Genomic DNA, 24,579 nt, shown 5'->3' with positions numbered 1-24,579 from the left:
ATTATAGTAAGCTACGCAAATACTCGCTTACATTCTTATAGATGCGCTCTTGTATATCCGTGGTATCGGACGGAACGAATTTCTTTCCTAAGAGGTGCTCATAGAGTTCTATATAGCGTTCGGAGATAGCCTTTACATGGGCATTGGTCATTTCAGGCACTTGCTCGCCTGCACGACCTTGGAAGCCATTTTCTATAAGCCATTGGCGAACGAACTCCTTGGAGAGTTGTCTTTGGGGTTCCCCTTTTCTTAGGCGCTCTTCATATCCCTCGGCATAGAAATAGCGGGAGGAATCAGGGGTATGTACCTCGTCGATAAGTACTACTACTCCGTCTTTGGTCTTGCCAAACTCATACTTGGTATCTACCAAAATAAGGCCCCTCTTGTGAGCTAGTTCACTACCACGCTTAAAGAGGGCGTACGTATAGCGCTCCATAAGCTCATAGTCCTCGGCCGAAACGATTCCTCTTTTGAGAATGTCCTCACGGGAGATATCCTCGTCGTGGGTGCCATTGTCTGCCTTGGTAGAAGGAGTGATGATAGGGGAGGGTAGGGGCGCATTCTCTACTAAGCCTTCGGGTAAAGCCACGCCACAGAGGCTGCGTTTGCCAGCCTTATACTCACGGGCAGCATGTCCAGCCAAGTAGCCGCGAATGACCATTTCCACTTTTAGGGGTTCGCAGCAGAGACCTACCGATACATTGGGGTCAGGGGTTGCCAGCAGCCAATTGGGAACAATATCCCTTGTTAGTTCCAAGTTCTCACTGGCTATCTGGTTGAGGATCTGTCCTTTGTAGGGGATACCCTTAGGCAGAATCACATCAAAAGCGGAAAGCCTATCGGTAGCCACCATCACCAGAAGGTCGTCTCCTATAGTATATACATCGCGTACCTTTCCTTTGTAAACAGCTTTTTGATTTTCAAAAGTAAAATCAGTTGAGGTAATACTGTTCATATGTTTGTATTTTTGCGCAAATATACGAATAAAAATTAATAAATAGTCGCTTAGGAGCAAAAAAAAGAGGTACATTGCTGCACCTCTTCAAATAGAATAACTAAAACAATAATAACTATGAAAATTTACTGTTGAGCTTGTTTTTTTGCATCTTCCTTCATCTTTTCATTAGGAACGATAGCAATGTTTACACGACGGTTCTTAGCGCGTCCTTCTTCTGTAGCGTTGTCATAAGCAGGTTGGGTAGCACCGAACCACTTAGTGGTAAAGCGAGAAGCATTCAATCCATTAGAAGTAAAGAAGTTAGTAACTGCTTTGGCACGTCTTTCGGAAAGTCCCATGTTATAGGCTGCTTTTCCTTTGCTATCAGTATGTCCTGCTACAATCACGTTGGTATCAGGATATTCCTTAAGAACAGTTACCATCTTGTTGAGCAAGGTTTTAGCCTCATCGGTAAGGTCTGCCTTATTGAAAGCAAAGGTAACCCCACTTTTTTCATCAAAGGTAACCACGATACCATCATCTACTCGTTTTACTTCAGCACCAGGGATTTCTTCTTCTATTTTCTTGGCTTGTCTGTCCATTTGGTTTCCGATAATGGCACCTGCGGCACCTCCTACAGCTGTACCGATAACAGCACCGAGTTCGCTATTGCCACCACTACCTACGTTGTTACCAAGGATCGCCCCAAGAATTGCTCCACTGGCAGCCCCAATCACAGCTCCGCGCTGGGTTTTATTGGAATTATTAATAGCTTCACAGCCTACAAAAAGTAAGCCTGCTACAAGGAATAAAGTTATGTGTTTGAATACTTTTGTCATAGATAATTATTTAATTTTTTGTAAAGTTCATTGTAATAACGAAAGGTTTGCCGTCTACACGAACGGTTTGTTCCCAGCGCATCTCATTTTCAGAGAGATAAGCCAAATGTAGGCGTACGCCCGCATTGGTATCGGATTGGTACTTTTCGTTGGTTGGTTTGAGCAAAAAGTCATAATACCCAGTAGATTTGTCCATTTCCTGTACGGTAAAGATAAAATGACGATCGCCTCCTGCACATCCAGCCTTGTTAATAGCGTAGATACCTCGGTAGTTATTTGGAACAAATTTCCAATAACTTCCCTCAAAGCATTCTTTAGAAGTATCATTGAGCAAGGTGATTTCATACTTACCTTTTTCATTATAAGTAACAGAAGAGAGTGTCCATTCTCCTTTGATTACTTTGTTGGCCTGGCGGGTACCTTGGGTACTCTTGGCAATGGTGCCTTGTGTCTTACAAGAGACTACCCCCAAAGCAAGCATGAGCAAAAAAAATACTTTTTTCATTATGTATCTTATTATATGTTCTGGGGGCAAAAGTATTACTTTTTTTATACAATCTTCAATTTTTTTATGATATTTAACTTTCTAGGGGGTACTTTATGATTTTATAAAAATCAATTAGCTGATAATCAATTGTTTGTATAAAATGATATTTTGTTCGTTCTATGCGATACATCTCAGGAGAAAAAAATTTTTTTTATTAACTTGTTGGTTTGTAATTTATTCGTATATTTGCACTCCGAAAACAAACCCAAAGATAGCTATAAATTAAGTAGTTTCTTAACCTACCAAATAACAAATGAAGCTATGGGTATATATATTGTATAATTTGACTTTTAAATAAAGAAAAATATGACAAAAGCAGAAATTGTAGCGAAGATCTCTGAGAAATTGGGGGTTGAGAAAACAGAGGTGCAGAATATTGTAGAGCACTTTATGGATGGGATAAAGGAATCTTTGGAGAGTGGAGATAATGTATACCTCAGAGGTTTTGGTAGCTTCATTATTAAGGCTAGAGCTGAAAAAACAGGACGTAACATTTCTAAAAACACGACCATTACCATCCCAGCACATAATATCCCTGCTTTTAAGCCAGCTAAAGTATTTGTGCAATCAATAAAAACAAAGGTAAAAGTAAAAGAAAAAACCACCAAAAAGAAATAACGGAGTATTAATTTTTAATTTATAACAACATGCCAAGCGGAAAAAAAAGAAAAAGACATAAAGTGGCTACGCACAAACGCAAAAAAAGAGCAAGAGCTAACCGACACAAAAAGAAAAAGTAGTTTTATAACTACTTTTTCTCGTTTTTTCGTTCATTTAAAAAGATATTATTATATCTTAACTGAAATTGTAATACTAAAATCATAACAGAATGACCAAAGAATTAATTATTCGTTCTGGGGCTTCTGATGTAGATTTTGCTTTACTCAAGAATGGTCGCTTGGTAGAACTCCACAAGGAGGAAGATACCAATCGCCTTTCGGTAGGGGATATTATGCTTGCCAAGATTCACAAGCCTATTCAGGGACTGAATGCGGCTTTTGTGAATGTAGGATACGAAAAGGATGCTTTCTTGCATTATCATGACTTGGGGCCTCAACTCTCGTCCTTGCTTAAGTTTATCAAGGAAGTATCTTCAGGGAAGATCAAGGATTATTCACTGAAGGACTTCAAGTTGGAGCCAGATATTAATAAGAACGGGGCAATATCGGAGGTACTAAAAGCAGGACAACCTATCTTGGTACAAATAGTTAAGGAACCTATTTCCACCAAGGGGCCACGGATTAGCTCGGAACTCTCCATAGCAGGGCGTTACTTAGTGCTGGTACCCTTCTCCGAGCGGATTTCTATCTCTCAAAAAATAGAAAACAAGGCCGAAAAAGAGCGTCTAAGACGTATTGTTCAGAGTATTAAACCCAAAGGTTTTGGGGTGATTATACGTACTGTAGCGCAGGATAAAAAGGTAGCTGACTTAGATAGGGACTTGCAAAATTCCTACGAACGCTGGATACAAATGTGCAAGAAGATACCACAAGGCTCCTTTCCATCCAAAATTCTTAGTGAAATGAATAGAACAGGTGCCCTACTAAGGGATATGTTCGACAATACTTTCACTGGTATCCATGTAGATAATGAGGCTCTCTATACACAAATCCGTGATTATCTGCAAGAGATTGCTCCTGAGCAAGTCAATATCGTAAAACTCTATAAGTCTTCTGTCCCTATTTTTGAGAAATTCCATATAGAAAGGCAGATTAAAACAGGCTTAGGACGCACTGTTTCCATGACCAAAGGGGCTTACTTGGTCATAGAACATACCGAGGCACTACATGTGATAGATGTCAATAGTGGAAACCATTCTAATAAAGCAGAAAACCAAGAAACAACCGCCTTTGAGGTGAATTTGATCGCCGCAACCGAGATTGCACGCCAATTGCGACTGAGAGATATGGGAGGTATCATCGTGGTAGATTTCATAGATATGAGCAGCGGAGAGAACCGACAAAAACTCTTCGATGCCCTAAGAGAAGAGATGAAAGATGACCGCGCCAAACATAAGATATTACCCCCCAGCAAGTTCGGACTGATACAAATTACTCGCCAGCGGGTACGCCCAGAAATCAACATCAAAACCAAGGAAGAAAATCCTAGCAAACAAGGAGAGGTAGATGCGCCTATTATGCTTATTGATCGCATTACTACTGATCTCGAAGAAATCATCTTTCAAAGCAACTACAACGGAAGAATCACACTGAATATACATCCATTTATAGCTGCCTATCTTACCAAGGGGCTTTTCTCTATACGCCTCAAATGGTTTTTAAAATACCGAAAATGGATTAAAATTCTCCCCAGAGATGCCTATTCTTATTTGGAATACCGCTTCAAGACTAACGAAGGCACTCCTCTGTAACTTTATAAGCAGACCTCCTAACTCGGTTAGGAGGCCTGCTTTTTTCTGTTTTTATAGGTTAATAATACTTTATGGGGTCACTTAGATAAGTCTTAATAGCTAAAGAGTCTCCCTCTTGTGGAAGGATTTTAGGTATTCTAAGGGCTTGCATTTTAAAACTTGAAAATTCTACATCATAATTTTTCTTAGCTTCAACTAGATAGGTGATACTCTCTTTTCTTTCTTTGAAATCAGCCTCTTCATCATTGATAGTTATATGAAAAGAATTTGCGATTGTATTATATTCAAAGACATGAAAGGTCAAATAGGTTTTCTTATCCTTACTTTTGTAAGTATCTATAAAGTAGTCTTTTCCTAATATAGCTATTTTCCCATATTTGGGAGCGGGTACTACCTTAGGCGGAGATTTTAGATAAGCCTTGATCAGTAAAGAGTCTCTTTTTCGTGGAATAATATGGGGGATCTTTAATATCCCAGTTACAAATGCAGAAGCCCCTACCTCATAGGATTGCTTCGGAGAGACTATAAAAGTGGTACTTTCTTTTTTCTTTATCCAAAAAGAATCTCCATTAATGGAAACAATATAAAGATCTTTTTGAAGAATATTATCTATAAATACCTGAAGTGTTAGATAGGTTTTATTATGGTGACTTTTGTATTTTTCTATTGTATAATTCTCTCCTAAGACACCTAATATCTCCTTATTAACACCTATATTCTCATTTGTTTGTGCATTTATTATGGTTATACAGAATAAACTAATAATAACCACTGCCTCTTTTATTCTTTTCATATTCTGCTGTTTTGAGTATTATATCTCTTTCAGAAGGACTTTTGTGTCTATATTTATTAGTTGTATCCAAGCCATCCCATAGAAGATATTGATAGTATTCTAACGTGAGTTCGACTGGGTATGTGGGAGCTTTCGTTATATTGAACTCACGTTAATACAAGGCTTATCTAGATAGAGAGGGTGCTTTTGAGAAAGCACCCTCTCTGTTTAACCTCTATTTATGCAGATGAGATAAGTTTTTTATCTCTTTTAAATCACGCCATCTAGAGCTTTGTTGACTTCGCGTACGGCTTGAGTACTTTCGCTGAATTTAGCTTTTTCAGCATCGTTGAGTGCTATCTCTACGATTTTTTCAACACCATCTTTGCCGATGATGACAGGTACCCCAACAGAGACATCTTTCTGTCCGTATTCGCCTTCGAGAAGGACAGAACAAGGGAAGAGTTTCTTCTGATCACAGGCGATGGCTTGTACTAGGGCAGAAACAGCGGCTCCTGGAGCATACCAAGCGGAAGTACCTAAGAGTTTGGTAAGAGTAGCACCCCCTACCTTGGTATCTTCAGCTACTTTAGCGAGACGTTCTTCAGATAGGAATTCACTTACAGGTACGCCACGATAGGTAGCCAAACGTGTAAGTGGTAGCATACCGCTATCGCTGTGAGCAGCGATCACCATACCATCTACATCGGAGATAGGCGCATTGAGTGCTTCTGCTAAGCGATATCTGAAACGAGCAGAATCCAAAGCACCACCCATACCTATAATGTGATTCTTAGGTAATTTGGTTGCTTTGTGAACCAAATAAGCCATAGTATCCATAGGGTTACTTACGATGATCACAATTACATTGGGAGAGTATTTTACCAATTGTTCTACTACCGATTTTACGATATTGGCATTGGTACCAATGAGTTCCTCACGGGTCATACCTGGCTTGCGAGGAATACCAGAGGTGATCACAGCTACATCGCTTCCAGCGGTTTGGGAATAATCGCCTGTAACACCCTTGATACGTGTGTCAAAACCATTAAGAGAAGCAGTTTGCATAAGGTCCATGGCTTTACCTTCAGCAAAACCCTCCTTAATGTCCACCAGAACAACTTCTGATGCGAAATTCTTAAGTGCAATATACTCTGCACAACTAGCGCCGACTGCACCGGCACCTACTACGGTTACTTTCATAAAAATATTTTTATTAGGTGATTATGATTGATGATGTCAAAATTACGAAAAATAAATGACATACACAATAAAGAGTCTAAAATATTTTATGTCTTATTCGCTGTTTAGTACTTACTTTTTGAGCCAGTTATTGGAGAAGTTACATTTTCTATATTCTCCTTTTACAGAAACGAAAGTCTTTTTGATGGCTTCCTTGATCCATTTTTGTATGGCTTCGAGTTGTTTTTCTTTGAGTGCCAACTCGCGGATACGGGTATAGTCCTTGACAAAATCGGCAGTATGTTCGCCTATACGATTGGTTACACGATAGATCTTGTACATCTTTCTACCTGTTCTGTCCTCATCTACGATAGGGAAAGAGACCTCGTCGTCTTTCAGAGAAGAGACTTGAGAGTAGAGCATAGGTTCCATGCGGGTGAGTTCGAACTTGGTAGAATAGTCTTCGGGGTTGAGCAGCTGGCCGCCATCCTCTTTGGTTTCTTTTTCGTCGGAGAAGTTTTTAGCCGCTTCGGCAAAGGTAAACTCCTTGTTGATAATCTTCTCACGTATGTCGTTAATTTTCTTTTTAGCTTCTTCCAAGGACGCATCAGGAATCTGTGGTACCATAAGAATATGACGTACAGAGACTTCTTTTCCTCTGATCTTGACCACCTGTAGGATATGCCAACCAAAATCAGTCTTGAAAGGGTCGGAGATTTCCCCTTCTTGTAGAGAGAAAGCCACGTCCTTGAACTCCTTGGCAAAGCTCGAACGTCTGTTGAAAGTCAGCTCTTTACCTCCCGTGGCACGGTCAGCAGAATATAGGATCGCCTTGGTAGAGAAACTTGCTCCATTCTCTACGATGTCTTTTTTGATTTCCTTGAGTTGAGAGATGACCTTATCCACCTCACTCTGTGGGGCTTTAGGTTCTATAACGATTTGGGCAATCTCTAGTTCGGTCCCTATGGTAGGGAGTTCGTCCTTAGGTATTTTGTTGAAGAATTGTTTTACCTCCTCTGGAGTAACCTCTATATTCTCAACGATTTTAGCTTTCATACGGGAGCTGAGTTCGTTCTGGCGTAGAATCTCAAAGAGTTCGTCGCGTAGGGATTGCTCGTCGTCCTTGTGATAGAACTCCACTACTTTTTTGATATCTCCTAGCTGCTCCACAAGGAACTCAATACGGCGGTTTACCCCATCGCAGATGTCTGTATCGGAAATCTTGATACTATCCTGGATAGCTTGGCTTACATAGAGCTTGTCCTCCATGAGCTTTCCCAAGAGCTGGCAACGGGTTATCCCTTTGGTATCTACATTTTGGGAGCGGAGTTCTATCAAAGCACGGTCAATATCCGTTTCCAAAATGAGATAATCTCCTACGACGGAGGCCACCCCATCTATCTTTTCTTTATGAGATTGTGCTTGTAAGGGGCTGATAGCAAAAAGGGTTGTCAGGAATAATAGGCAGGTAATACTAATTCTGTTCATAGAGTTCAAATTGTTTGTTCTCAATAGCGTCATTGATAATTTCTTTTTCTAAGTTGTTGATATAGGTGTTTTTGCGTTTGTTCAAGATGATTTGTTTCAGGGTAGGATAGGCGTACTCCATAGGGGCGTAGTCGGTATTGTCTAAGTACTTATTGACCTTGAGCAGATATACGGATGTGGAGTCTCTTTGTTCAATGAGTTGCTGGGCAGCCCCTTTACCGATTTTTGTCGCCAGGGCAGGGATCTTTTCTTTTACCTCTGTGGCTCTGATCCAGATACTATCGTTGAGGAAGGAGGAGGTAAAGTGAGGGCTTAGAGAGTCAATATACTGCCTATCTTTTGCGGAATAAGTCTTGAAAGCTGAAGAGAGCTTAGCGGTTAAGTCCTTGGGGGAGAGCTGTATGAATCTAAGTTGTACTAAATCCTCGGTGAGCTTGAAGATCTCCTTGTTTCTCTCATAGAATTCCTCTTTTTCCTTTCGGCTAATAAGGGTGTCCACCTGGCGGGAGAGCAAGTCTAAGTAGAACTGGGTATATAGGTCATTGCGATACTCACTGACTAATTGTTCGAACTCTTCTTTTTTGCTATTGGGGATATTCGTTTCGGCCTTGAGGAAAAGCAGTTTTTGCAGTGCCCAATTGTTGATATAAGGGGTAACAATGCGTACGCTGTCCTCAAGGGTATGCTCCTTAGGGAGTAGTTTTTGGATATCCTCCTCATATAGGTAGTAATTGCCTACCTTGGCAACCACCTTACTGTCCTTGGGCGTAGAACTTAGCCATTGGCAAGCCGTTAGGGAAAGGCAGCCTATAAGAGAAAGAAGCAGTGGTTTCCAATTCATTTTAACGATTCTTAATAAGGTGATACAAAAACAACGCAAGTTACAGTAAATTGTGGGGAAAAACTAATCAATTAATTTTTTTTTAACTTTGAACCATAGGGGAGGTCTGCTCACCTATCTTAGGCAAGAGGTCTTTGTACTGGAAGATATGGGTACGAATCCAGTCATTCATCTCCATAATAGGGGCATAGAGTAGTGAATGGTCGCTGCTTTCCTTGGGAATCAGCTCAAGGGCACCTCGGTTGAGGTACATAAGACTGGTACCTACGATAAGTGACCACTTGAACATACCGAAGACAGCCCCAGCGATACGGTTAGGTAACCCTAAGGAAACACTTTCCAGGATTTTGGTAAGCATTTTTCCTGTAGTTCTTACCATTACAAAGGTTAAAAGGAAGACAATAACGAAGGAAATCACCTGATTGGTCTTCATAGAAAGAGAAAACACCTCGCTGAGGTAGCCCGCAGCCATAGCTGAGAAGTGTATAGCCACCCATAATGCCACGAATACAGACAATAGGGAGGCTACTTCCCATACAAAACCCTTCATAAATCCGCGTACAATCCCAATGGAGAGGAGAATCCCCAATATAATATCAATGTTGCTCATAAGGATAAAAAAAGAGATGATACACATCTCTTTATTAAATTAATATTCATCTTCGTTCCAAAGATAATCCTCTTCAGTAGGATAGTCTGGCCAAATTTCCTCAATAGACTCGTAGATTTCTCCTTCGTCCTCAAGGGCTTCGAGGTTCTCCACCACTTCCATAGGAGCTCCTGTACGGAGCGCATAATCAATAATCTCTTCCTTGGTAGCAGGCCAAGGCGCATCACTGAGATAAGAGGCAAGTTCTAATGTCCAATACATATTTTTAGTTTTTAGTTTTTAGTTGTTAGTGATTAGTGATTAGTTGTTAGTATTTAAGAGTTATAGTAGCATTAATAATTAATAATTGACAATTATCAAAATTCTCCTTTGAATACTTCTCGGAGACTGGAGAAAGAATTCTTTAGCAACTTCTTGAGTTTTTTAGGCTTTTTCCATGCACATACTTCTATATCTTCTTCTTTTTGGGGGCGGAGATCCTCTCGGCCATCACTATACATGTTGTACCAATGGGTTTCTTTCAGGTACCAACGTTGGTCTTGCTTATAGATATGGTAGGTAATCACTCGCTTACCCAAGACAAACAGACCTTTGACTCCAGTCTCTTCCTCTACTTCCCTTTGGGCACATTCGCTTATATCTTCCCCTGTTTCTAATTTCCCTTTGGGCAAGTCCCACTTTCCTCTTCGTTTGATAAAGAGGATACGTCCCTGAGGGTTGCGAACCACTCCTCCTCCTGCTTGTATCAGGGTAAAGGCTTTTTCAAATTCCTTAAGTGGGTCATGGCTATCTATATAGAATAGGAATTTACCTGATTTATATCCATCAATCTTTTTTACAAAGGCCTCTACAGAAAGATCCTTAAGGGTGAAAATACGATATTTCTTTTTATAAGTTTTCTTTAAGGTATTGGTTACCAATATCTTTTTGTCATCAAAAAAAACTGTGTACATAACTATTGTTTAAAGGGGAAAATTAGTTTTATTTTTACAGAGCTAAGGTACAATTTTTTTTTGATTCCTAAAAGGATTTCCTTGTTTTTAACACACTTTGTAAAAAACAAATCTTATTCTATTACTAAAGTACGTTCTTCCTCAAAGCCATCGCTCTCAAAGATGATTTGGTAGTTACCCTTGGGTAGGTAATACTTTCCATTGTCGGCTTTCTTGAAAGTGGTCAAGAGTTTCTTTTCGTAAGCAATACGGCCATCTTCTACAAAGGTTAGGTCAAAAGGAATAAAGTTGAACCCTACCTTGGTCTGATAAGTGAACTTGGCGAGGGTGATTTTGTTCTTAACCACACTGATTTTGATCGTATTATTATCTTTGGAGGCAAAGGACTCTAAGTATAGCACAGGTTCTTCAGGTGCCTGCCAAGGACTAGGTGCATTCCCCCACTTGGGTGAGTAGGCAATGGTATAAGTTTCCTTGAGTGGGTAGAATAGTTGGGCTTGTACAGCCGCACGCAGCTCTCTTAGGGAGGTAACATTGGCCGTAAAGAATCCATGCCCTTTGGTACCTACATATAACTGATTGTTCTGAGGGTTGATAGCAATGGCACTCACCGAGCTACGAGGTAGGTTTTCCTTGAAGGGGTGCCACTTTTCTCCCATGTCGAAGGATACATATAGGCCGTTTTCAGTACCTAAATAGAGCACTTGCTCATTGGCGGGATCCTCTACGATGACATTGAGTGTCTCTTCAGGCAGATTAGCCTTTAGGTTGTCCCAGCTTTTACCCATATTGTTGCTGCGGAAAAGCAGTGCTTGGTGATTGTCGTTCTGCAAAATGGCATAGACACGCTCTTGTGTATGCTTGGAAGCCAACAGACAAGCCACACGGTTGGGGGTAGGGAAAGAGGAATAAATCATCTGCCAAGAAACCCCTCCGTTCTGTGAGGTGTAGATCATACCATCATCACTACCTGTGTATAGCAAACCAAACTGGAATGGTGATTCGCAGATAGCTGAAATAGTACCATAGGAAAGTATACCCCCCTTATCACCATTGGTAAGGTCTGGGGAGATAGTATTCCACTGTTTACCTTCGTTAAGTGACTGGAATAGGGTGTTAGTCCCAGCATAGAGGATGGTATTGTTCTGAGGGGAGAGCGCTAAGGCTGTTTGCAAAGGATAACGTTGTTTGGTCTTTTTGTCATAAGGGAGGGTAACCTTGTTCTGTCTTAGCAGGAGGATACTTCCCAAAGGCTGAGAAAGGAAGAACTTATTCTCTGGAGTGACTACCAGAGCGCCCTTTTCAGGGCTTAGGAAAGACCAGCCACTGGTTGTATGCTTGAAGACACCTTCGTTGAGGATGCTGGTATAGAAAGTATCATTTTCGGGTTTCCCTATCGATAGGGAAATGACAGAGGCTGTTTGTGGCATCTGTTGCTTAGCCCAAGTACGCCCCTGGTCAAGAGACTGGAACATGCCTTGGTCAGTTACCAAAATGAGTTGATGCTCATCGGCAAAGAGCTGATGTACTTTCTGCTCCTTAGGATTGTCCTTGAGCAGTGTCCAAGTGATTCCTCCATTGTTAGAGCGAAGCAGAGGCACCCCAGAGAGGTACAATTCGTTCTCCTGCTTAGGATTTACGGCCAAGGCACCTACTTCATATCCCTTGTTATAAAAGACATTCGTCAGGGGTTTGTTGTTCTTTTTCACCCAAGATTTTCCACCATCGGCCGAGTAGTAGATCTCAGCCCCGATGACAGCGGGGAGTGCATCGGTAAAGCGGGTCAAGTCCGAAACCTTTACCGCACCTGAGCGTACCGCCTCGCGGAGGTTGTCCACCGAATATTTCTTCTCTAGCGAATGGTTGTATATATATTGGCTAATTCTCTCATCGTCAAGGGCGAGGAAGTCCTTAGCAGAAAGGCTTTGTAGGTTAAGGTTGGAGGGATCCTCTTTGGCTCGTTCGCGGTTATCCACCAGTGCATAGAGAGAGGTTGGGCTGAATACAGCTAAGGATATTTTCCCGATGTTCCCTTGAGGGAAACCGGAACCTGCACCCGTGATGAGTTCCCATGTAGCCCCAGCGTTATTACTTTTATAGATACCCGACTGCTTACCCGCAGCAGTAATATTGGAAGGACTGAAAGCGCAATCCCAAGCCGCAAGGAAGAGCGTTTCGGGAGCCGATGGTGCTTTTTTTAGTTCATTAACGCCTACTTGTCCAAAGGTCTGGTTCCAGTTTTTTCCCTTGTCGGTAGTACAGAGTACCCCTTGGATAGAGTCTCCTTCACCCATAGCACTCAGGCAGAGGTTAGTAGGGGAGAGCAGCGTAATCTGGCGTACAAGAATATTGCCTACAGGGGAAGTAGCCTGCCAGTCTTTGCCTTGTTCTTTAAAGAAAACCCCCTGATGATTGGCCACCCATAGGGTATGATTGTCCCAATCTACTGCCATAGCGTCAGCTTGAGGTGTCATAAAGTCAGCAAAGGTAGGAGAGAAACTCGCACCATTGTTTTCGCTATACCATACACCCGACTCGGCCAAGGCAACATACAGCTCATAAGGGTTATTAGGGTTTCTTTCTACCTGTATAATTTTCCCTGCCCCACGACTGATTTCGAGGGCTTGGAAAGGAATGTTCTTAACCCAAGATTTCTGCAGATTCTGAGAGCGAATCATCTCTTGTCGGTTTTGTACTTGTGCTATGCTGGCAAAGGAAAGCAGCATGGTAGCGGCCAAAAAAATACGTTTCATTTCTTAGAAATTAGACTAATGAATAAAAGCTAAAAAGTCGGAGCACTGTCCTTCCACAAAAATCGTGCCTTTTCTAAATCTTCGGGAGTATCTATACCTACATTTTCTACTTCTGTCAGTATCATTTTGATACGCCTGCCATTCTCCAAGTAGCGAAGCTGTTCGAGCTTCTCAATCTCTTCCAAAGGAGTAGGGCTAAGGCGATAGAACGCCATCAGGGCTTCTTTGCGAAAAGCATAAACCCCTATATGCTTGCGATAAGTGTAAGCGACCTGCTCGTCTCTTCTGAAAGGGATAGGGCTGCGGGAGAAATAAAGGGCAAACTGTTCCTTATCCACCACGACCTTTACATTATTAGGATTTTGTATGTCTTCCCATTCTTTTAGAGGCATCATTAGTGAAGCCAAATCAATCTGCTGCTTGGGATCATGGTCAAAAACCTCCAAGAGACGTTCAAGACTTTCTTTCTGGATAAAAGGTTCGTCCCCTTGTACATTGACGATAATATCGGCAGAGAGCATCTCCACTGCCTCAGCAATACGATTGCTCCCACAACTGTGCGCAATTTGGCTTAGGAAGACCTTTCCATCTATCGCCTTGATTTTCTGTTCAATTTCTTGACTATCGGTAGCTACCCATACCTCATCAAAGAGGGAGGTACGCACCGTAGCCAGGTAGGTTTGTTCTATGACAGAGCGACCCCCTAAGTCCTGTAAGAGTTTCTTAGGGAAGCGAGTAGCCTCAAGACGGGCAGGGATTACAGCTATCTTTCTCATGGATAAAGGATTAAAGGAAACCGAGTTCCAGTTTGGCTTCTTCGCTCATCATCTCCTGTCCCCAAGGCGGGTCAAAGGTGAGTTCTACTTCCACTTCATTAATCTCGTCAATACTGCCTATCTTCTCATAGACTTCCTGTGGGAGTACTTCCGCTACAGGGCAGTTGGGCGAGGTGAGGGTCATGAGGATCTTTACATCGTGGTTTTCGTTGATAAACACATCATAGATCAGTCCCAGTTCGTATATATCCACAGGGATTTCAGGGTCATAAATAGTATGGAGTACCTCGACGATTTTCTCGCCAATGAGGTCGGTATCAATAGGTGTTTTTTCTTCAGACATGATTTAATTATTTTTTAAGGTTATAGCTTTGGCATAGAGTTTCATTTGCTCAATCATACTCACCAGCCCATTGGCACGGGTAGGGGAGAGGTGTTCCTTGAGGCCTATTTTATCAATAAAGCTCATATCGGCCGCCAGTATATCGGCTGCTTTTTGGTCAGAGAGGGCTTTGATCAAAATAGCGATAATCCCTTTGGTGATAATGGCATCACTATCGGCTGTAAAGTGGATGATATCCCCCTGATTGTCGGCATGTAGCCATACTTGACTTTGGCAGCCCTTGATGAGGTATTCGTCTGTTTTGTACTGAGGGTCAATCAGCGGTAGGCTCTTGCCTAAGTCAATCATATATTCGTAGCGGTCTTCCCAACTTTCTAAAAATGAAAAGTCTTCAATAATAGCGTTTTGTATTTCAGTGATGGTCATCTTTTTTTGGGGGCAAAAATACAACATTTAATGACAAATGACAAATGACAAGTGACAAATCTTTTTCACTTTTCGTTAGTCATTAGTCACTCGTCATTGGTCACTATCTAGTAATTATGGCATTCCGTATTCGGATCAGCCATAAACTCCTGTGGATCTATGCTGATGTTTCTCACTTTGGTAAAGGGGAGATCTAACTCGAACTGGTAAGTGTTTTCAGCCCAATTCCATACAGGCAATACGATGCGTTCCATGTTGATGAACGGATTGGGCTTTTCTCCAAAAGTAAGGTCGATAGGAATGTATAGAGAGAAAGGCTTTTGTCCGTTGGGAATAACAATAAGGTCTAGGGGCATGGGGATACGTCCTTTTTTGCTGAGAGTAACCAAGGTTTTATCACCTTTGGCTTCTACCTTTTCTATGCAGTAGCCGATATGGTGATTGGTGTGCATGAACTCATTGAGAAACCAAAAGAGCTGCATGCCTGATTCCTTTTCAGCACAGCGCACAAAGTTCTCAGGGGTAGGGTGAGTAAAGGCATATTCCTTGTAGAAACGTTTGAAGGTACGTTCCATAGCTCGGCGTCCGATAATGTAGTCCAAATGAGAGGCGAACATAGTCCCTTTGGCATAGGCAGTACTGAAATAGGAACGTGTACGCTCAAAGAAGTCGGCACGGATGGAGGGGTCTTCCTCTTGGTTGTCTTGGATATAGTCAAGGAAAGCCTTGCGGCGGGAGTCGGAGAAGTTGGCCACTGGGTCTTTCTGTACCACTTCGGCATCAGCCCATAGTTGTAAAAAGCAAGTAAAGCCCTCATCAAACCAAGGATATTGCTGTTCGTCAATGGCAAAGATATGCTCAAACCAAGTGTGTGCTAGCTCATGGCAGGCCGTTCTTATGAGTGTCTTAGGGTCTTTGCCTCCCTCTATAAAGGTACACATAGCATACTCCATAGCTCCCTGTCCTGCTTGGATAAAGGAATAATGATCCCAAGGATATTTGCCTACTTTAGCCTCGTAAAAATCCAAGACTTCGGGCATGATTTGTTGTAATTGCTTCCAGCTTTCGGGGAAATTCTTATAGAAAAAGTGTAATTCCACTCCTCCCTTAGTCTTTACCACATCATGCTGATAAGCAGGGTCGGCCGCCCAAGAGAAATCTATCACCCGCTCAGCCTTGAAGTGCCAAGTACGGGTCTTTTGGTGAGTCTTTACTTCCTTTATATTTTGGTAGCCAAAGCCTATCTGCTCAGGATTCTGTAGCGTACCGGTACCTGCTACCATATAGTTTTTGTCAAGGGTGATTTTCACATCAAAGTTTGCCCAATCTCCATAGAACTCACCGAATATATATTGGTACGGATGCCAGCCTTGGCTGTCATAGGCGCAGATACGTGGATACCACTGGGAGAGCGAAAGTGCTACCCCATCGGAGCTATTGCGTCCCATACGCAGTCCCATAGTAGGTATCTGAGCGGTGTAGTCCATGGTAAGGGTTGCTTTGCCCTGAGGGAGAATCGGTTCAGGTAGGGTTACTTGTAGAATGGTACCCACTACCTTGTAGGACGCCGCTTTGCCATTTTGCATAAGGGAGTGCAGGCGGATAAACCCCTGTTCGCTTTCCTTGAGCAAGGAGAGCTTACTGATATATTTAGGTTCGGCCTCCGTGCCTGCATTGTGCATAAAGCGGGCAGGCATATCGGGTACCTGCTGCATGTTCTTATCCATTTGGCTATTAGGCTGAAAAGCATTGAGATACAAGTGATAAAACATGGTACGCAGCGTATCAGGCGAATGGTTTTCATAAACGGCCACTTGCTTTCCTTGGTACTGGAAAGTCTTCACGTCCATCTGAATATCCATCTGGTAGTCAATGTGTTGTTGCCACTGAGCAGCGGCGCTTATACTAAAGCCTATAGCGGCAAGAGATAGAAAAAAGGATCTTATCATGAGCGTTTGGGGTTTTAGGAGGGACAAAAATACGAATAATATTTGAAAAAAATTATCAGTCAAGCGTTTTGGATTTTGAGTCATCTTATCACTGGTCATTAGTCGCTAGTCACTAGTCATTAATTTTTACTTATTCAAAATACATATTACTGAAAATGAGTTATTTATTTTGTTTCTAAAGACATCTTGCCATAACTTTGCACCCAGAAAACAACAACAGATTATTAACACTAAAAAGAAAAATTATGGCTATTAGACTAGTAAACGGCTGTGTAAATTGCGAAAATTTGACAGCGGAGAATGTATGCAAACTTCACCAAACCAAAGTAGAGTCCAAACACACTTGCGACAGCTTTAACATGCGTCCAAGTCTTCAAGGTGAAGTAGATTGCCTTTCATGTGCTAAGTACAACACACCAGCATGTGCTAACCTATCACATGCCGCTAAAGGGATGCTCTGCAACGAATGGGCTCCTGAAACCGACGCAGAAGCGTAAGTGAATGGTTTTTCATGACCTAAAAAGCAATAAGTAGCGATACTTATTGCTTTTTTTTGTACCTTTGCAACTCTAAAAATGAAAAGTGAAGAGTGAAAAGCGCATCACTATTCACTATTTACTATTCACTTCTTATGAATGGAATCGTCTACAAATCCACAGGAAGCTGGTATGTGGTCAAGGGAGAAGACCAGCAGTTTTATGAGTGTCGCCTCAAGGGTAGGTTTCGCCTCAAGGAAATAAAGAATACCAATCCTATAGCCGTGGGTGATAAGGTCGTGTTTTATGAGGCAGAGACCAAAGGGGAGGGGGTCATTACCGAGATTGCTCCACGAGAGAACTATATCATTCGCAAGTCGGTCAATCTCTCTAAGCAAACACATATCCTAGCCGCTAATATCGATGTGGCTTTTCTTGTGGTAACCCTCAATAACCCCACTACCTATACAGCCTTTATTGATCGTTTTTTGGTAACAGCGGAGGCTTATAGCATTCCCGCCGTATTGCTCTTTAACAAGGTGGATACTTATACCCCTGATGAGCTGGCCGAGGTAAAGTACTTGGCTTATATGTACCGCGATGTAGGCTATGAGTGTATGGGGATTTCAGCACAAACAGGCAAAAATATAGACAAAGTCAAAGCACGCTTACAGGGGAAAACAGCCATGGTCTTAGGCCATTCAGGCGCAGGAAAATCAACACTTATCAATGCTCTTTCGCCCTCTCTACAGCTCAAGACTCAACCCCTCTCCGAGCTGCATGGACAGGGACAACATACCACTACCTTCGCCCAAATGTATGATTTGGAATTTGATGCTCGCATCATAGATACCCCAGGAATCAAGGGCTTAGGCGTAGTGGATTTTGACCGAGAGGAGTTGGCCGATTACTTCCCTGAGTTCTTTGCCCTTAAGCATCTCTGTAAGTTCCATAACTGTCTGCACCTGAACGAACCTCAATGCGCCGTTAAGCAAGCCCTTGAGGAGGACAGACTCCACTGGAGCCGTTACAAAAGCTATCTGCAACTCCTCGAAGGAGAGGAAGACACCTATCGGGAAAGTGAATAGCGAATAGTGAAAAACGGATAACTTAAATCTCAAAATTCAAAACTATGAAGACCTTTGCTTTAGTAGGGCGCAACATATCCTACTCTTTCTCTCGCAGATATTTTGCAGAAAAATTTGCTAAAGAACAAATTACCAATTGTGAGTATATCAACTTTGATATTCCTTCCATAGAGGAGCTTCCTGCACTTATTGCTGCTACACCTACTCTTGTGGGAATGAATGTAACGATACCTTATAAGGAGGCGGTACTTTCCTTGTTAGACCAGCAGGATGAGGCACTTATAGCCATTAAGGCTTGCAATACGATTAAGGTACTCTCCACAGGTAAGCTCAAGGGGTATAATACAGATTATATAGGCTTTCGTGATTCCTTAGTACCTCACTTAAAACCTCATCATCATAGCGCACTGATTCTCGGTACAGGAGGGGCTAGTAAGGCGGTGGCTTTTGCGCTAAGCCAGTTGGGTATTCCTTACCAATTGGTCTCCCGTGAGGCTTCTTCTACAGCTATTTCTTACACAGAGCTTACCAAGGAAATCATTACATATCATTCTCTTATCATTAATACGACTCCCTTGGGAACCTCTCCTAATGTAGAGGCTTTTCCGCTTATTCCCTATCAGTGGATAACAAGGGAACACCTCTTGTACGACCTTATCTATAACCCTGAAAAGACGGCTTTTCTTGCTAAAGGAGAAGCACAGGGGGCTACTATTCTCAATGGCTATCTCATGCTCGTCCTACAAGCTGAAGCGGCTTGGAAAATCTGGAAAGATGATTAATGAATAGTGAGAAGAGGTAAATGACTTTTCATTTTTCACTGTTCACTTTTCACTAATAGTTTAAGGCTATACCCTTCTTTCTCCATCTCTTCTTTAGGGATAAAGCGTAGGGACGCACTATTGATGCAGTAGCGTAGTCCTCCCTTATCCTTTGGTCCATCGGTGAAGACGTGGCCTAAGTGAGCATTACCGAGCTTACTTCTGACTTCGGTACGGAGCATATTGTGCGACTTGTCAAGGTGCTCTTGGATAAGTTTCTTGTCAATAGGCTTGGAAAAGCTCGGCCAGCCACAACCCGATTCAAACTTGTCAGCAGAGGAGAATAGAGGCTCCCCTGTGGTGATATCTACATAGATACCCTCACGCTTTTCGTTCCAATACTCGTTACGGAAAGGTGGCTCGGTGGCACTATTTTGGGTAACCTCATACTGCATAGGAGTTAGTTCTTTCTTGAGGGTAGCCTTATCCTTGAGGGTGTAGCTTGTCTTTGGGGCAGCCTTCTTAGGGTTGGCCTTGCGTGCCATCTCAAATAGGGCAGGGGAGAGGTGGCAATAACCATGTGGGTTCTTATCCAAATAGTCTTGGTGGTAGTCCTCAGCTGCGTAGAAATTCTTTAGCGGTAGGTTTTCCACTAGTATGGGTTTGCTGTATCCTTTGGCAAGGGCGGCAAGTTGTTGCCTTATGATAGGTTCGTCAGCTTTGTCCTTATAGTAAATCCCTGTGCGGTACTGAGAGCCTTTGTCGTTGCCTTGTTTGTTTAGAGAGGTAGGGTCTATTGTCTTGAGATATAGATCGATAAGAAAGGACAGAGATACCTCAGAAGGGTTATAGACAACCTTGACAGTTTCGGCAAACTGGGTGTTGCCTTGACAAACGAGTTTGTAGGTAGGGTTGGCCACATTTCCATTGGCGTAGCCTACTTCGGTGGAGACAACTCCACGAATTTGTTTGAGGAAGTGCTCGGTTCCCCAGAAGCACCCTCCTGCAAAATAGATTTCTTTGGTGTTCATTTTTTTTGTTTGTGCGATTACAGCAGAGGCATATAACCCCATAAGGAGATAAGCCACTGCCAGCATTAAATATTTTTTCATGATTAACTTGATTAACTGATAAGTCAATGAGATAAATTGCCTTTAACGATTAATTATTTGTGGGAAGAAATCTAATACTAAGCCCTGCAAAAAGCATACCAAGATAGGCTATAAGAAGAACTTTTTTCTGTAGAACATGGATAAATAAAAAGTTAAACCAATAGGTTACTGCTTCCCAAAAAAAGTAAAGGTTTCTTCTTATAAAAAGAAGAAACCTTCGAAGAATATAGGGATAAATGAATTACTTGGTTGGCTTTTCCTTGAGCGTTTTTAAGATTAGCTCTTTGCGTTCTTTCAGGGTGAGGGGATTTTCTCCCATAGAGTGCGTTCTCCCAGTCTCCGTAAGAGGTGTTGGGAAGTACAATATACTTTGTTCCAAACTGTTTATGGTTCTTTTCTACCGCTTGACTGCGCCCCTCAGGGGTGGTAGCGTCAAAGTCTTTGTCAAAGTCTCCTAAGTTGTCTCCCAAAAAAAGTACAATATCGTAGTTCTTAGCGATATTCAGGCGGCGATTCTCTTTGCTCCTTTCCGCTGTACGGAATATCAGGTGGTCATCTCCTTGGAAAGGAAAGTGGTAGCGCTTGATATTCAGTGTGGTACCCTTGCGCTCGGACTCTTTTCGGTTGGTTACATAGAAGATTTGGACACCTTTTTGAGCTGCATACTGGAAAAATTCCACAGCACCTGCCAGCGGAGTAGCCTCGGCTTTGGTGGTCCATTCCTCCCAAGTCTTATACTCGAACTCAGTGCCTTTTCTGCCACATTCCACAGCATAGTAGGAGGTGTTCATAAAGGTCTCATCTATATCCGATACGATAGCAAGGGGCTTATCTGAAGGCTTGGTCAAGGCTTCGTCCAATCTCAAGCGGGCTATGTTGTAAGCCTGATAGCACAAGGCATCATATTCGGCAGCTTGTTGTTGAAACAGTGCAGCATACAACTTGCCGTTACTTACAAAGTGCTCCTGTGCATCAGCGGTAGACTTTTGAGCATAACAAGAAACAAAGAACAAGAATAAACTGCAAAAAATATACTTTTTCATTCTTAAAAAAAACGGATTTTTTTGGAGTGCAAAGGTATATATTTCTATGTAATATAATCACTAATTGAAAGTTAAAATAAAATTAAAAATCACGAAAATATAACGTTAATAAGTGTTAACAATAGCTTGTGTGATATGGACGGTATGGGCAATAAAAGCTCTATCCTTATTTTTCTATAAATAAATAAGGATAGAAGGTTCTTAGGAGAGAAAAGTAATAAAACTATTGGGCGGGTTTGTTCTTAAGTCTTTTCAAGATGGCATTCTTGCGTTCTTTCAAGGATGGATTTTTGTTGTCATAAAGAACATTTTCCCATTCACCATAGAAGGTATTAGGGAGTACAATGTATTTCTTTCCGAAATTTTGTTGGTTTTTTGCAGTCGCCTCTGCGCGTTCTGTAGTAGAATGAACATCAAAATCCTTATCAAAATCGGCTAAATTGTCTCCTAGGAATAGGACTATGTCATAGTTTTTAGCAATTTCTAGGCGACGAGATTCTTTACTTCTTTCACCACTGCGAAAGACAAGCCGATTGGCCTCCTGAATAGGGAATCCATAAGCCTTTAGATTCTTTATGGTACCTTCCTTTTCATTAGTATAACGGTTGGTTACATAGAAAATAGCAACCCCTTTACTATCTGCATATTGGAAGAAGTCTAGAGCACCAGCCAGTGGGGTCGCCTCACCTTTGGCCGTCCATTCTTCCCATGATTCTTTGCTATGGTCTATGCCTTTTTCGGTCATTCCTACTACATAATAAGAGGTATTGAGGAACGTTTCATCTATATCACTAATAATAGCTAAGGGTTTATCCCCTTTTTTGCTAAGGGCTTCATCTAATCGTAGGCGAGCCAAATTATAAGCCTGATAGCATAGTGCATCATACTCAGCAGCTTGCTGGTGATATAGGCAAGAGAAGAGCTTCCCACTTAAGAGAAAATCATTGCTCTTTTCTTTGATACTGGAATAGGTCATTATAGCTTCTTTTCCACTGTTGCAAGCGGCAAGAAGCAGAAAGATGCCGCTATAAAATAACTTTCTCATACAAAAAAATTGAATGGCAAAGATAAGACTTTTTTTATTTTTTATTGAAAGGAGGATCAGTAAAAGACAAATATAAATTCGTATCTTTGCACTATGAACCTGATAGATTATATACACGAGCAAACCCAGATAGATAATCAAACACTCGAACTCCTCGATACACTCTTTGAGCATAGGCAATACAAGAAATATAGCCTCTTGCTCAAGGAGGGAAACACTTCCAAAGAGGTATTTTATATAGAAGAAGGAATCGTTCGTCAGTTCTATACTAAGAATAAAAAGGATATTACCCATGCTTTCCATGCGGAAAATAGTTTCTATATGTCCGTAGAGCCTATTTATTTCCATAACTCAAGTCCTTTTGGTTTGGAGGCTTTAGAAACATGTAAAGTACGTGTAGCCGAATTTGCCCAAGTAGAAGCGTTCATCAACAGCCATCCTAAGTTGGAACTTTTTATGCGTATGCTGCTCATTTCCTTTCTTAAAAACCTGACGGACAGAATCTATTCCATTAAGTTCCAGACGGCACAGGAGCGTTATGACTTCCTTTTGAAGAATTATCCCAAAATACTACTGAGAGTACCACTGGGACATGTGGCCTCTTTCTTAGGTATTACCCAACAAACCCTTAGTGTGATTCGCGCAGGCAAGGGCAACTAATTTTTAATCTATCTTAAAAACTTAGTGCTGAGAAAAGGGTGTTTTTTGGGGAAACTGTTATAATTTTGCACACGGAACTTAAATCGTATTATTTACTCTAAAACCTATTGAAAATGAAGCATATCTATACCGCTGTTTTTCTTTGTTTAAGTAGTCTTTCTTTTGCTCAATCGCTCTCTTTCCCAGAGGCTTTGGAACGTATGCGTGGAGCCAACCAGAAACTCAAAGGCATGGAAAAGCAAACAGAGGCGTCTTATTATGGAGAAAAGAATTATAAGGGTTTGTACCTGCCTCAACTAAGTCTCAATGCCAGCTATGCACACCTCAGTGAGCCGCTTTCCTTGAGCTTTAATAAGTATAAAGAGCCAGTACAGGCGCAACTACAGTCGCATTTGGGACAAATAGCAAATAATATCCCCGCTCCTATGCGCCCTATGTTGGCTCCTATATTTACAGGTATGGTAGGGCAACTACAGCCCCTTTTTGCCCAAGACTGGAGTTATCAGTTTCAGGAGCAAGATATTTGGAAGGTCTCTGCTGACCTTCGTTGGGTGCTCTTTGCAGGAGGAAAGGTGCGTGTAGGGAACAAAGTAAGCCAAATCAATCACGAAATAGCTAAGGTAGAAAGCCAAAAAACGGAAAATATGCTTATTTCCGAATTGGCCGAGCGTTATTTCCAAGTACAACTCGCCCAACAGGCGTTGCAAGTAAGACAGAAAGCCCTACAAACAGCCGAGCAACATTATTCCAATGCGCAGAAGCTGGAGAAAAATGGTATGGTAGCCCCAGTGGAGACTATGCAAGCTAAGAAAGCAGTTACCGATGCCCAGCGAGAGGTACTCGCTTGTCAGAAGGATATAGAGCTGGCACAAACAGCACTCTTTGGAGTGATAGGGGAGGAGGTCATGGCACTTTCTTCTCTTACTTCACCGCTTTTTGAGGTAGCACCTCTGTGCTCTTTGGACTATTACCAAGGACAGGCCAAACAGAATTTCCCCGCTATAGTACAAGCGCATCTCAAGAAAGAACTTACCGAGCAGAATCTCAAGGCTCAATATGCCGCTTACCTGCCTGATGTGGCGCTCATAGGGAAGAAATATCTCTGGAGTAAGAACTTACCCCTGACCGAACCCGACAACTGGGTAGTGGGGGTAGGGCTCCAGTGGAATATCTTCAATGGATTCTCTGATAAGAACAAGATAGCCCAAGCCAAAGCACAACGTGAAGGAGTAGAACTACTTACCGCTCAGGCGGAAAAGGATGTACAGACCTTGGTCAAGAAACATTATACCGAGATAGAAAAGCAGCGTGAGCAGCTACAAAGCTTACAAGAGAGTTTGGAGTTTGCCCGTGAATTGGTACGAGTACGTAACCAAGCCTTCTCCGAAGGACTGTCCTCCTCTACCGATGTAGCCGATGCCAACCTATACTTAGCCTCCATCGAGATCAAGTGCTACCAAGCCCTCTTCGAAATGGATAAGGTACTTGCCCAGCTTTTAGAGACTTGTGGGCTTAGCGGGGAATATGCTAATTATATGAAGAAGTAGGGGGCGGTTGCTATAAAAAGGGTTCGAGCTTCTTTGAAAAACTTGGTTGAGATAACGCTA

Annotated in this window: 25 protein-coding genes; 7 read left to right on the top strand and 18 right to left on the bottom strand. The window is 42.0% G+C overall.

Annotated features, from left to right (window positions below; translation table 11 throughout):
* Position 1: 1 nt before the first annotated feature.
* The 3 genes from HMPREF9331_RS09615 to HMPREF9331_RS09605 all read right to left on the bottom strand — a co-directional run bounded on the left by HMPREF9331_RS09615 (position 2) and on the right by HMPREF9331_RS09605 (position 2,281).
* Positions 2 to 955, bottom strand: a complete 954-nt coding sequence (locus HMPREF9331_RS09615) for a phosphoribosylaminoimidazolesuccinocarboxamide synthase (protein ID WP_016420759.1) — start codon at positions 953 to 955, stop codon at positions 2 to 4.
* Positions 956 to 1,080: 125 nt separating this feature from the next.
* Positions 1,081 to 1,776 carry a YiaD family glycine zipper/OmpA-like lipoprotein gene (locus HMPREF9331_RS09610; protein WP_009640735.1) on the bottom strand — a complete coding sequence of 232 codons (696 nt, stop codon included), beginning with the start codon at positions 1,774 to 1,776 and terminating at the stop codon, positions 1,081 to 1,083.
* 10 nt (positions 1,777 to 1,786) lie between these two features.
* Positions 1,787 to 2,281, bottom strand: coding sequence for a lipocalin family protein (locus tag HMPREF9331_RS09605; RefSeq protein ID WP_009640667.1), 495 nt, complete (start codon positions 2,279 to 2,281; stop codon positions 1,787 to 1,789).
* 348 nt (positions 2,282 to 2,629) lie between these two features.
* Here HMPREF9331_RS09605 and HMPREF9331_RS09600 point away from each other — a divergent pair, with 348 nt between their 5' ends.
* Together HMPREF9331_RS09600 and HMPREF9331_RS09595 are read left to right on the top strand one after the other, a co-directional pair.
* Positions 2,630 to 2,941, top strand: a complete 312-nt coding sequence (locus HMPREF9331_RS09600; protein WP_009640668.1) for an HU family DNA-binding protein — start codon at positions 2,630 to 2,632, stop codon at positions 2,939 to 2,941.
* A 211-nt stretch (positions 2,942 to 3,152) separates the two neighbouring features.
* Positions 3,153 to 4,694 (top strand): Rne/Rng family ribonuclease, encoded by a 1,542-nt coding sequence (locus HMPREF9331_RS09595; protein WP_009640722.1) that lies wholly within the window; start codon positions 3,153 to 3,155, stop codon positions 4,692 to 4,694.
* 58 nt (positions 4,695 to 4,752) lie between these two features.
* Here the strand turns inward: HMPREF9331_RS09595 and HMPREF9331_RS09590 are convergent, their stop codons facing one another.
* From HMPREF9331_RS09590 to HMPREF9331_RS09535, 12 genes are all read right to left on the bottom strand, one after another.
* Positions 4,753 to 5,487, bottom strand: a complete 735-nt coding sequence (locus tag HMPREF9331_RS09590) for a hypothetical protein (RefSeq protein WP_016420758.1) — start codon at positions 5,485 to 5,487, stop codon at positions 4,753 to 4,755.
* A gap of 249 nt (positions 5,488 to 5,736) precedes the next feature.
* Entirely contained in the window at positions 5,737 to 6,669 is a 933-nt protein-coding gene (locus HMPREF9331_RS09585; RefSeq protein WP_016420757.1) for a malate dehydrogenase, read from the bottom strand.
* A gap of 111 nt (positions 6,670 to 6,780) precedes the next feature.
* The gene (locus HMPREF9331_RS09580) at positions 6,781 to 8,136 is read right to left on the bottom strand and encodes a peptidylprolyl isomerase (RefSeq protein ID WP_040357391.1); all 1,356 of its coding nucleotides are present in this window, start codon (positions 8,134 to 8,136) and stop codon (positions 6,781 to 6,783) included.
* Positions 8,123 to 8,977 carry a hypothetical protein gene (locus tag HMPREF9331_RS09575; protein ID WP_016420755.1) on the bottom strand — a complete coding sequence of 285 codons (855 nt, stop codon included), beginning with the start codon at positions 8,975 to 8,977 and terminating at the stop codon, positions 8,123 to 8,125. Before HMPREF9331_RS09575 ends, HMPREF9331_RS09580 begins: the two co-directional genes overlap by 14 nt.
* Positions 8,978 to 9,059: 82 nt before the next feature.
* On the bottom strand, positions 9,060 to 9,614 hold the full coding sequence (locus tag HMPREF9331_RS09570) for a CvpA family protein (RefSeq protein ID WP_009640684.1): 555 nt from the start codon (positions 9,612 to 9,614) through the stop codon (positions 9,060 to 9,062).
* A 12-nt stretch (positions 9,615 to 9,626) separates the two neighbouring features.
* Positions 9,627 to 9,848, bottom strand: coding sequence for a DUF2795 domain-containing protein (locus HMPREF9331_RS09565; RefSeq protein ID WP_002666276.1), 222 nt, complete (start codon positions 9,846 to 9,848; stop codon positions 9,627 to 9,629).
* Between the two features lie 95 nt (positions 9,849 to 9,943).
* A complete protein-coding gene (locus HMPREF9331_RS09560) occupies positions 9,944 to 10,540 on the bottom strand; it encodes an NUDIX hydrolase (protein WP_009640693.1) in 597 nt (198 codons plus the stop codon).
* A 113-nt stretch (positions 10,541 to 10,653) separates the two neighbouring features.
* The gene (locus HMPREF9331_RS09555; protein ID WP_016420754.1) at positions 10,654 to 13,293 is read right to left on the bottom strand and encodes a VPS10 domain-containing protein; all 2,640 of its coding nucleotides are present in this window, start codon (positions 13,291 to 13,293) and stop codon (positions 10,654 to 10,656) included.
* Positions 13,294 to 13,322: 29 nt separating this feature from the next.
* Positions 13,323 to 14,069: a 3-deoxy-manno-octulosonate cytidylyltransferase gene (kdsB, locus tag HMPREF9331_RS09550; protein WP_016420753.1), complete on the bottom strand. Its 747-nt coding sequence runs from the start codon at positions 14,067 to 14,069 to the stop codon at positions 13,323 to 13,325.
* A gap of 10 nt (positions 14,070 to 14,079) precedes the next feature.
* On the bottom strand, positions 14,080 to 14,412 hold the full coding sequence (locus HMPREF9331_RS09545; protein ID WP_009640708.1) for an iron-sulfur cluster assembly protein: 333 nt from the start codon (positions 14,410 to 14,412) through the stop codon (positions 14,080 to 14,082).
* Between the two features lie 3 nt (positions 14,413 to 14,415).
* Entirely contained in the window at positions 14,416 to 14,838 is a 423-nt protein-coding gene (locus tag HMPREF9331_RS09540; RefSeq protein ID WP_016420752.1) for a SufE family protein, read from the bottom strand.
* A gap of 107 nt (positions 14,839 to 14,945) precedes the next feature.
* On the bottom strand, positions 14,946 to 16,787 hold the full coding sequence (locus HMPREF9331_RS09535; protein ID WP_016420751.1) for a M1 family metallopeptidase: 1,842 nt from the start codon (positions 16,785 to 16,787) through the stop codon (positions 14,946 to 14,948).
* A gap of 245 nt (positions 16,788 to 17,032) precedes the next feature.
* Here HMPREF9331_RS09535 and HMPREF9331_RS09530 point away from each other — a divergent pair, with 245 nt between their 5' ends.
* The 3 genes from HMPREF9331_RS09530 to HMPREF9331_RS09520 all read left to right on the top strand — a co-directional run bounded on the left by HMPREF9331_RS09530 (position 17,033) and on the right by HMPREF9331_RS09520 (position 19,133).
* Positions 17,033 to 17,284: a hypothetical protein gene (locus tag HMPREF9331_RS09530; protein ID WP_016420750.1), complete on the top strand. Its 252-nt coding sequence runs from the start codon at positions 17,033 to 17,035 to the stop codon at positions 17,282 to 17,284.
* 134 nt (positions 17,285 to 17,418) lie between these two features.
* Positions 17,419 to 18,351 carry a ribosome small subunit-dependent GTPase A gene (rsgA, locus tag HMPREF9331_RS09525; protein ID WP_016420749.1) on the top strand — a complete coding sequence of 311 codons (933 nt, stop codon included), beginning with the start codon at positions 17,419 to 17,421 and terminating at the stop codon, positions 18,349 to 18,351.
* 44 nt (positions 18,352 to 18,395) lie between these two features.
* The gene (locus HMPREF9331_RS09520) at positions 18,396 to 19,133 is read left to right on the top strand and encodes a shikimate dehydrogenase family protein (protein ID WP_016420748.1); all 738 of its coding nucleotides are present in this window, start codon (positions 18,396 to 18,398) and stop codon (positions 19,131 to 19,133) included.
* A gap of 35 nt (positions 19,134 to 19,168) precedes the next feature.
* Here the strand turns inward: HMPREF9331_RS09520 and msrB are convergent, their stop codons facing one another.
* From msrB to HMPREF9331_RS09505, 3 genes are all read right to left on the bottom strand, one after another.
* A complete protein-coding gene (msrB, locus tag HMPREF9331_RS09515) occupies positions 19,169 to 20,224 on the bottom strand; it encodes a peptide-methionine (R)-S-oxide reductase MsrB (RefSeq protein ID WP_016420747.1) in 1,056 nt (351 codons plus the stop codon).
* A 152-nt stretch (positions 20,225 to 20,376) separates the two neighbouring features.
* Positions 20,377 to 21,267 (bottom strand): 5'-nucleotidase, lipoprotein e(P4) family, encoded by an 891-nt coding sequence (locus tag HMPREF9331_RS09510; RefSeq protein ID WP_016420746.1) that lies wholly within the window; start codon positions 21,265 to 21,267, stop codon positions 20,377 to 20,379.
* A gap of 223 nt (positions 21,268 to 21,490) precedes the next feature.
* Positions 21,491 to 22,312: a 5'-nucleotidase, lipoprotein e(P4) family gene (locus tag HMPREF9331_RS09505; protein WP_040357389.1), complete on the bottom strand. Its 822-nt coding sequence runs from the start codon at positions 22,310 to 22,312 to the stop codon at positions 21,491 to 21,493.
* A gap of 93 nt (positions 22,313 to 22,405) precedes the next feature.
* On the opposite strand from HMPREF9331_RS09505, the gene HMPREF9331_RS09500 reads away from it, so the two are divergent.
* Both HMPREF9331_RS09500 and HMPREF9331_RS09495 read left to right on the top strand, forming a co-directional pair.
* Positions 22,406 to 22,972, top strand: a complete 567-nt coding sequence (locus HMPREF9331_RS09500; protein ID WP_016420745.1) for a Crp/Fnr family transcriptional regulator — start codon at positions 22,406 to 22,408, stop codon at positions 22,970 to 22,972.
* Between the two features lie 113 nt (positions 22,973 to 23,085).
* Positions 23,086 to 24,519, top strand: a complete 1,434-nt coding sequence (locus HMPREF9331_RS09495; protein ID WP_016420744.1) for a TolC family protein — start codon at positions 23,086 to 23,088, stop codon at positions 24,517 to 24,519.
* The last annotated feature ends 60 nt before the right edge of the window (positions 24,520 to 24,579 follow it).

The sequence above is a fragment of the Capnocytophaga granulosa ATCC 51502 genome (assembly GCF_000411115.1).
Lineage (GTDB): Bacteria > Bacteroidota > Bacteroidia > Flavobacteriales > Flavobacteriaceae > Capnocytophaga > Capnocytophaga granulosa.
This window is presented reverse-complemented; position numbering and strand designations above follow the sequence as displayed.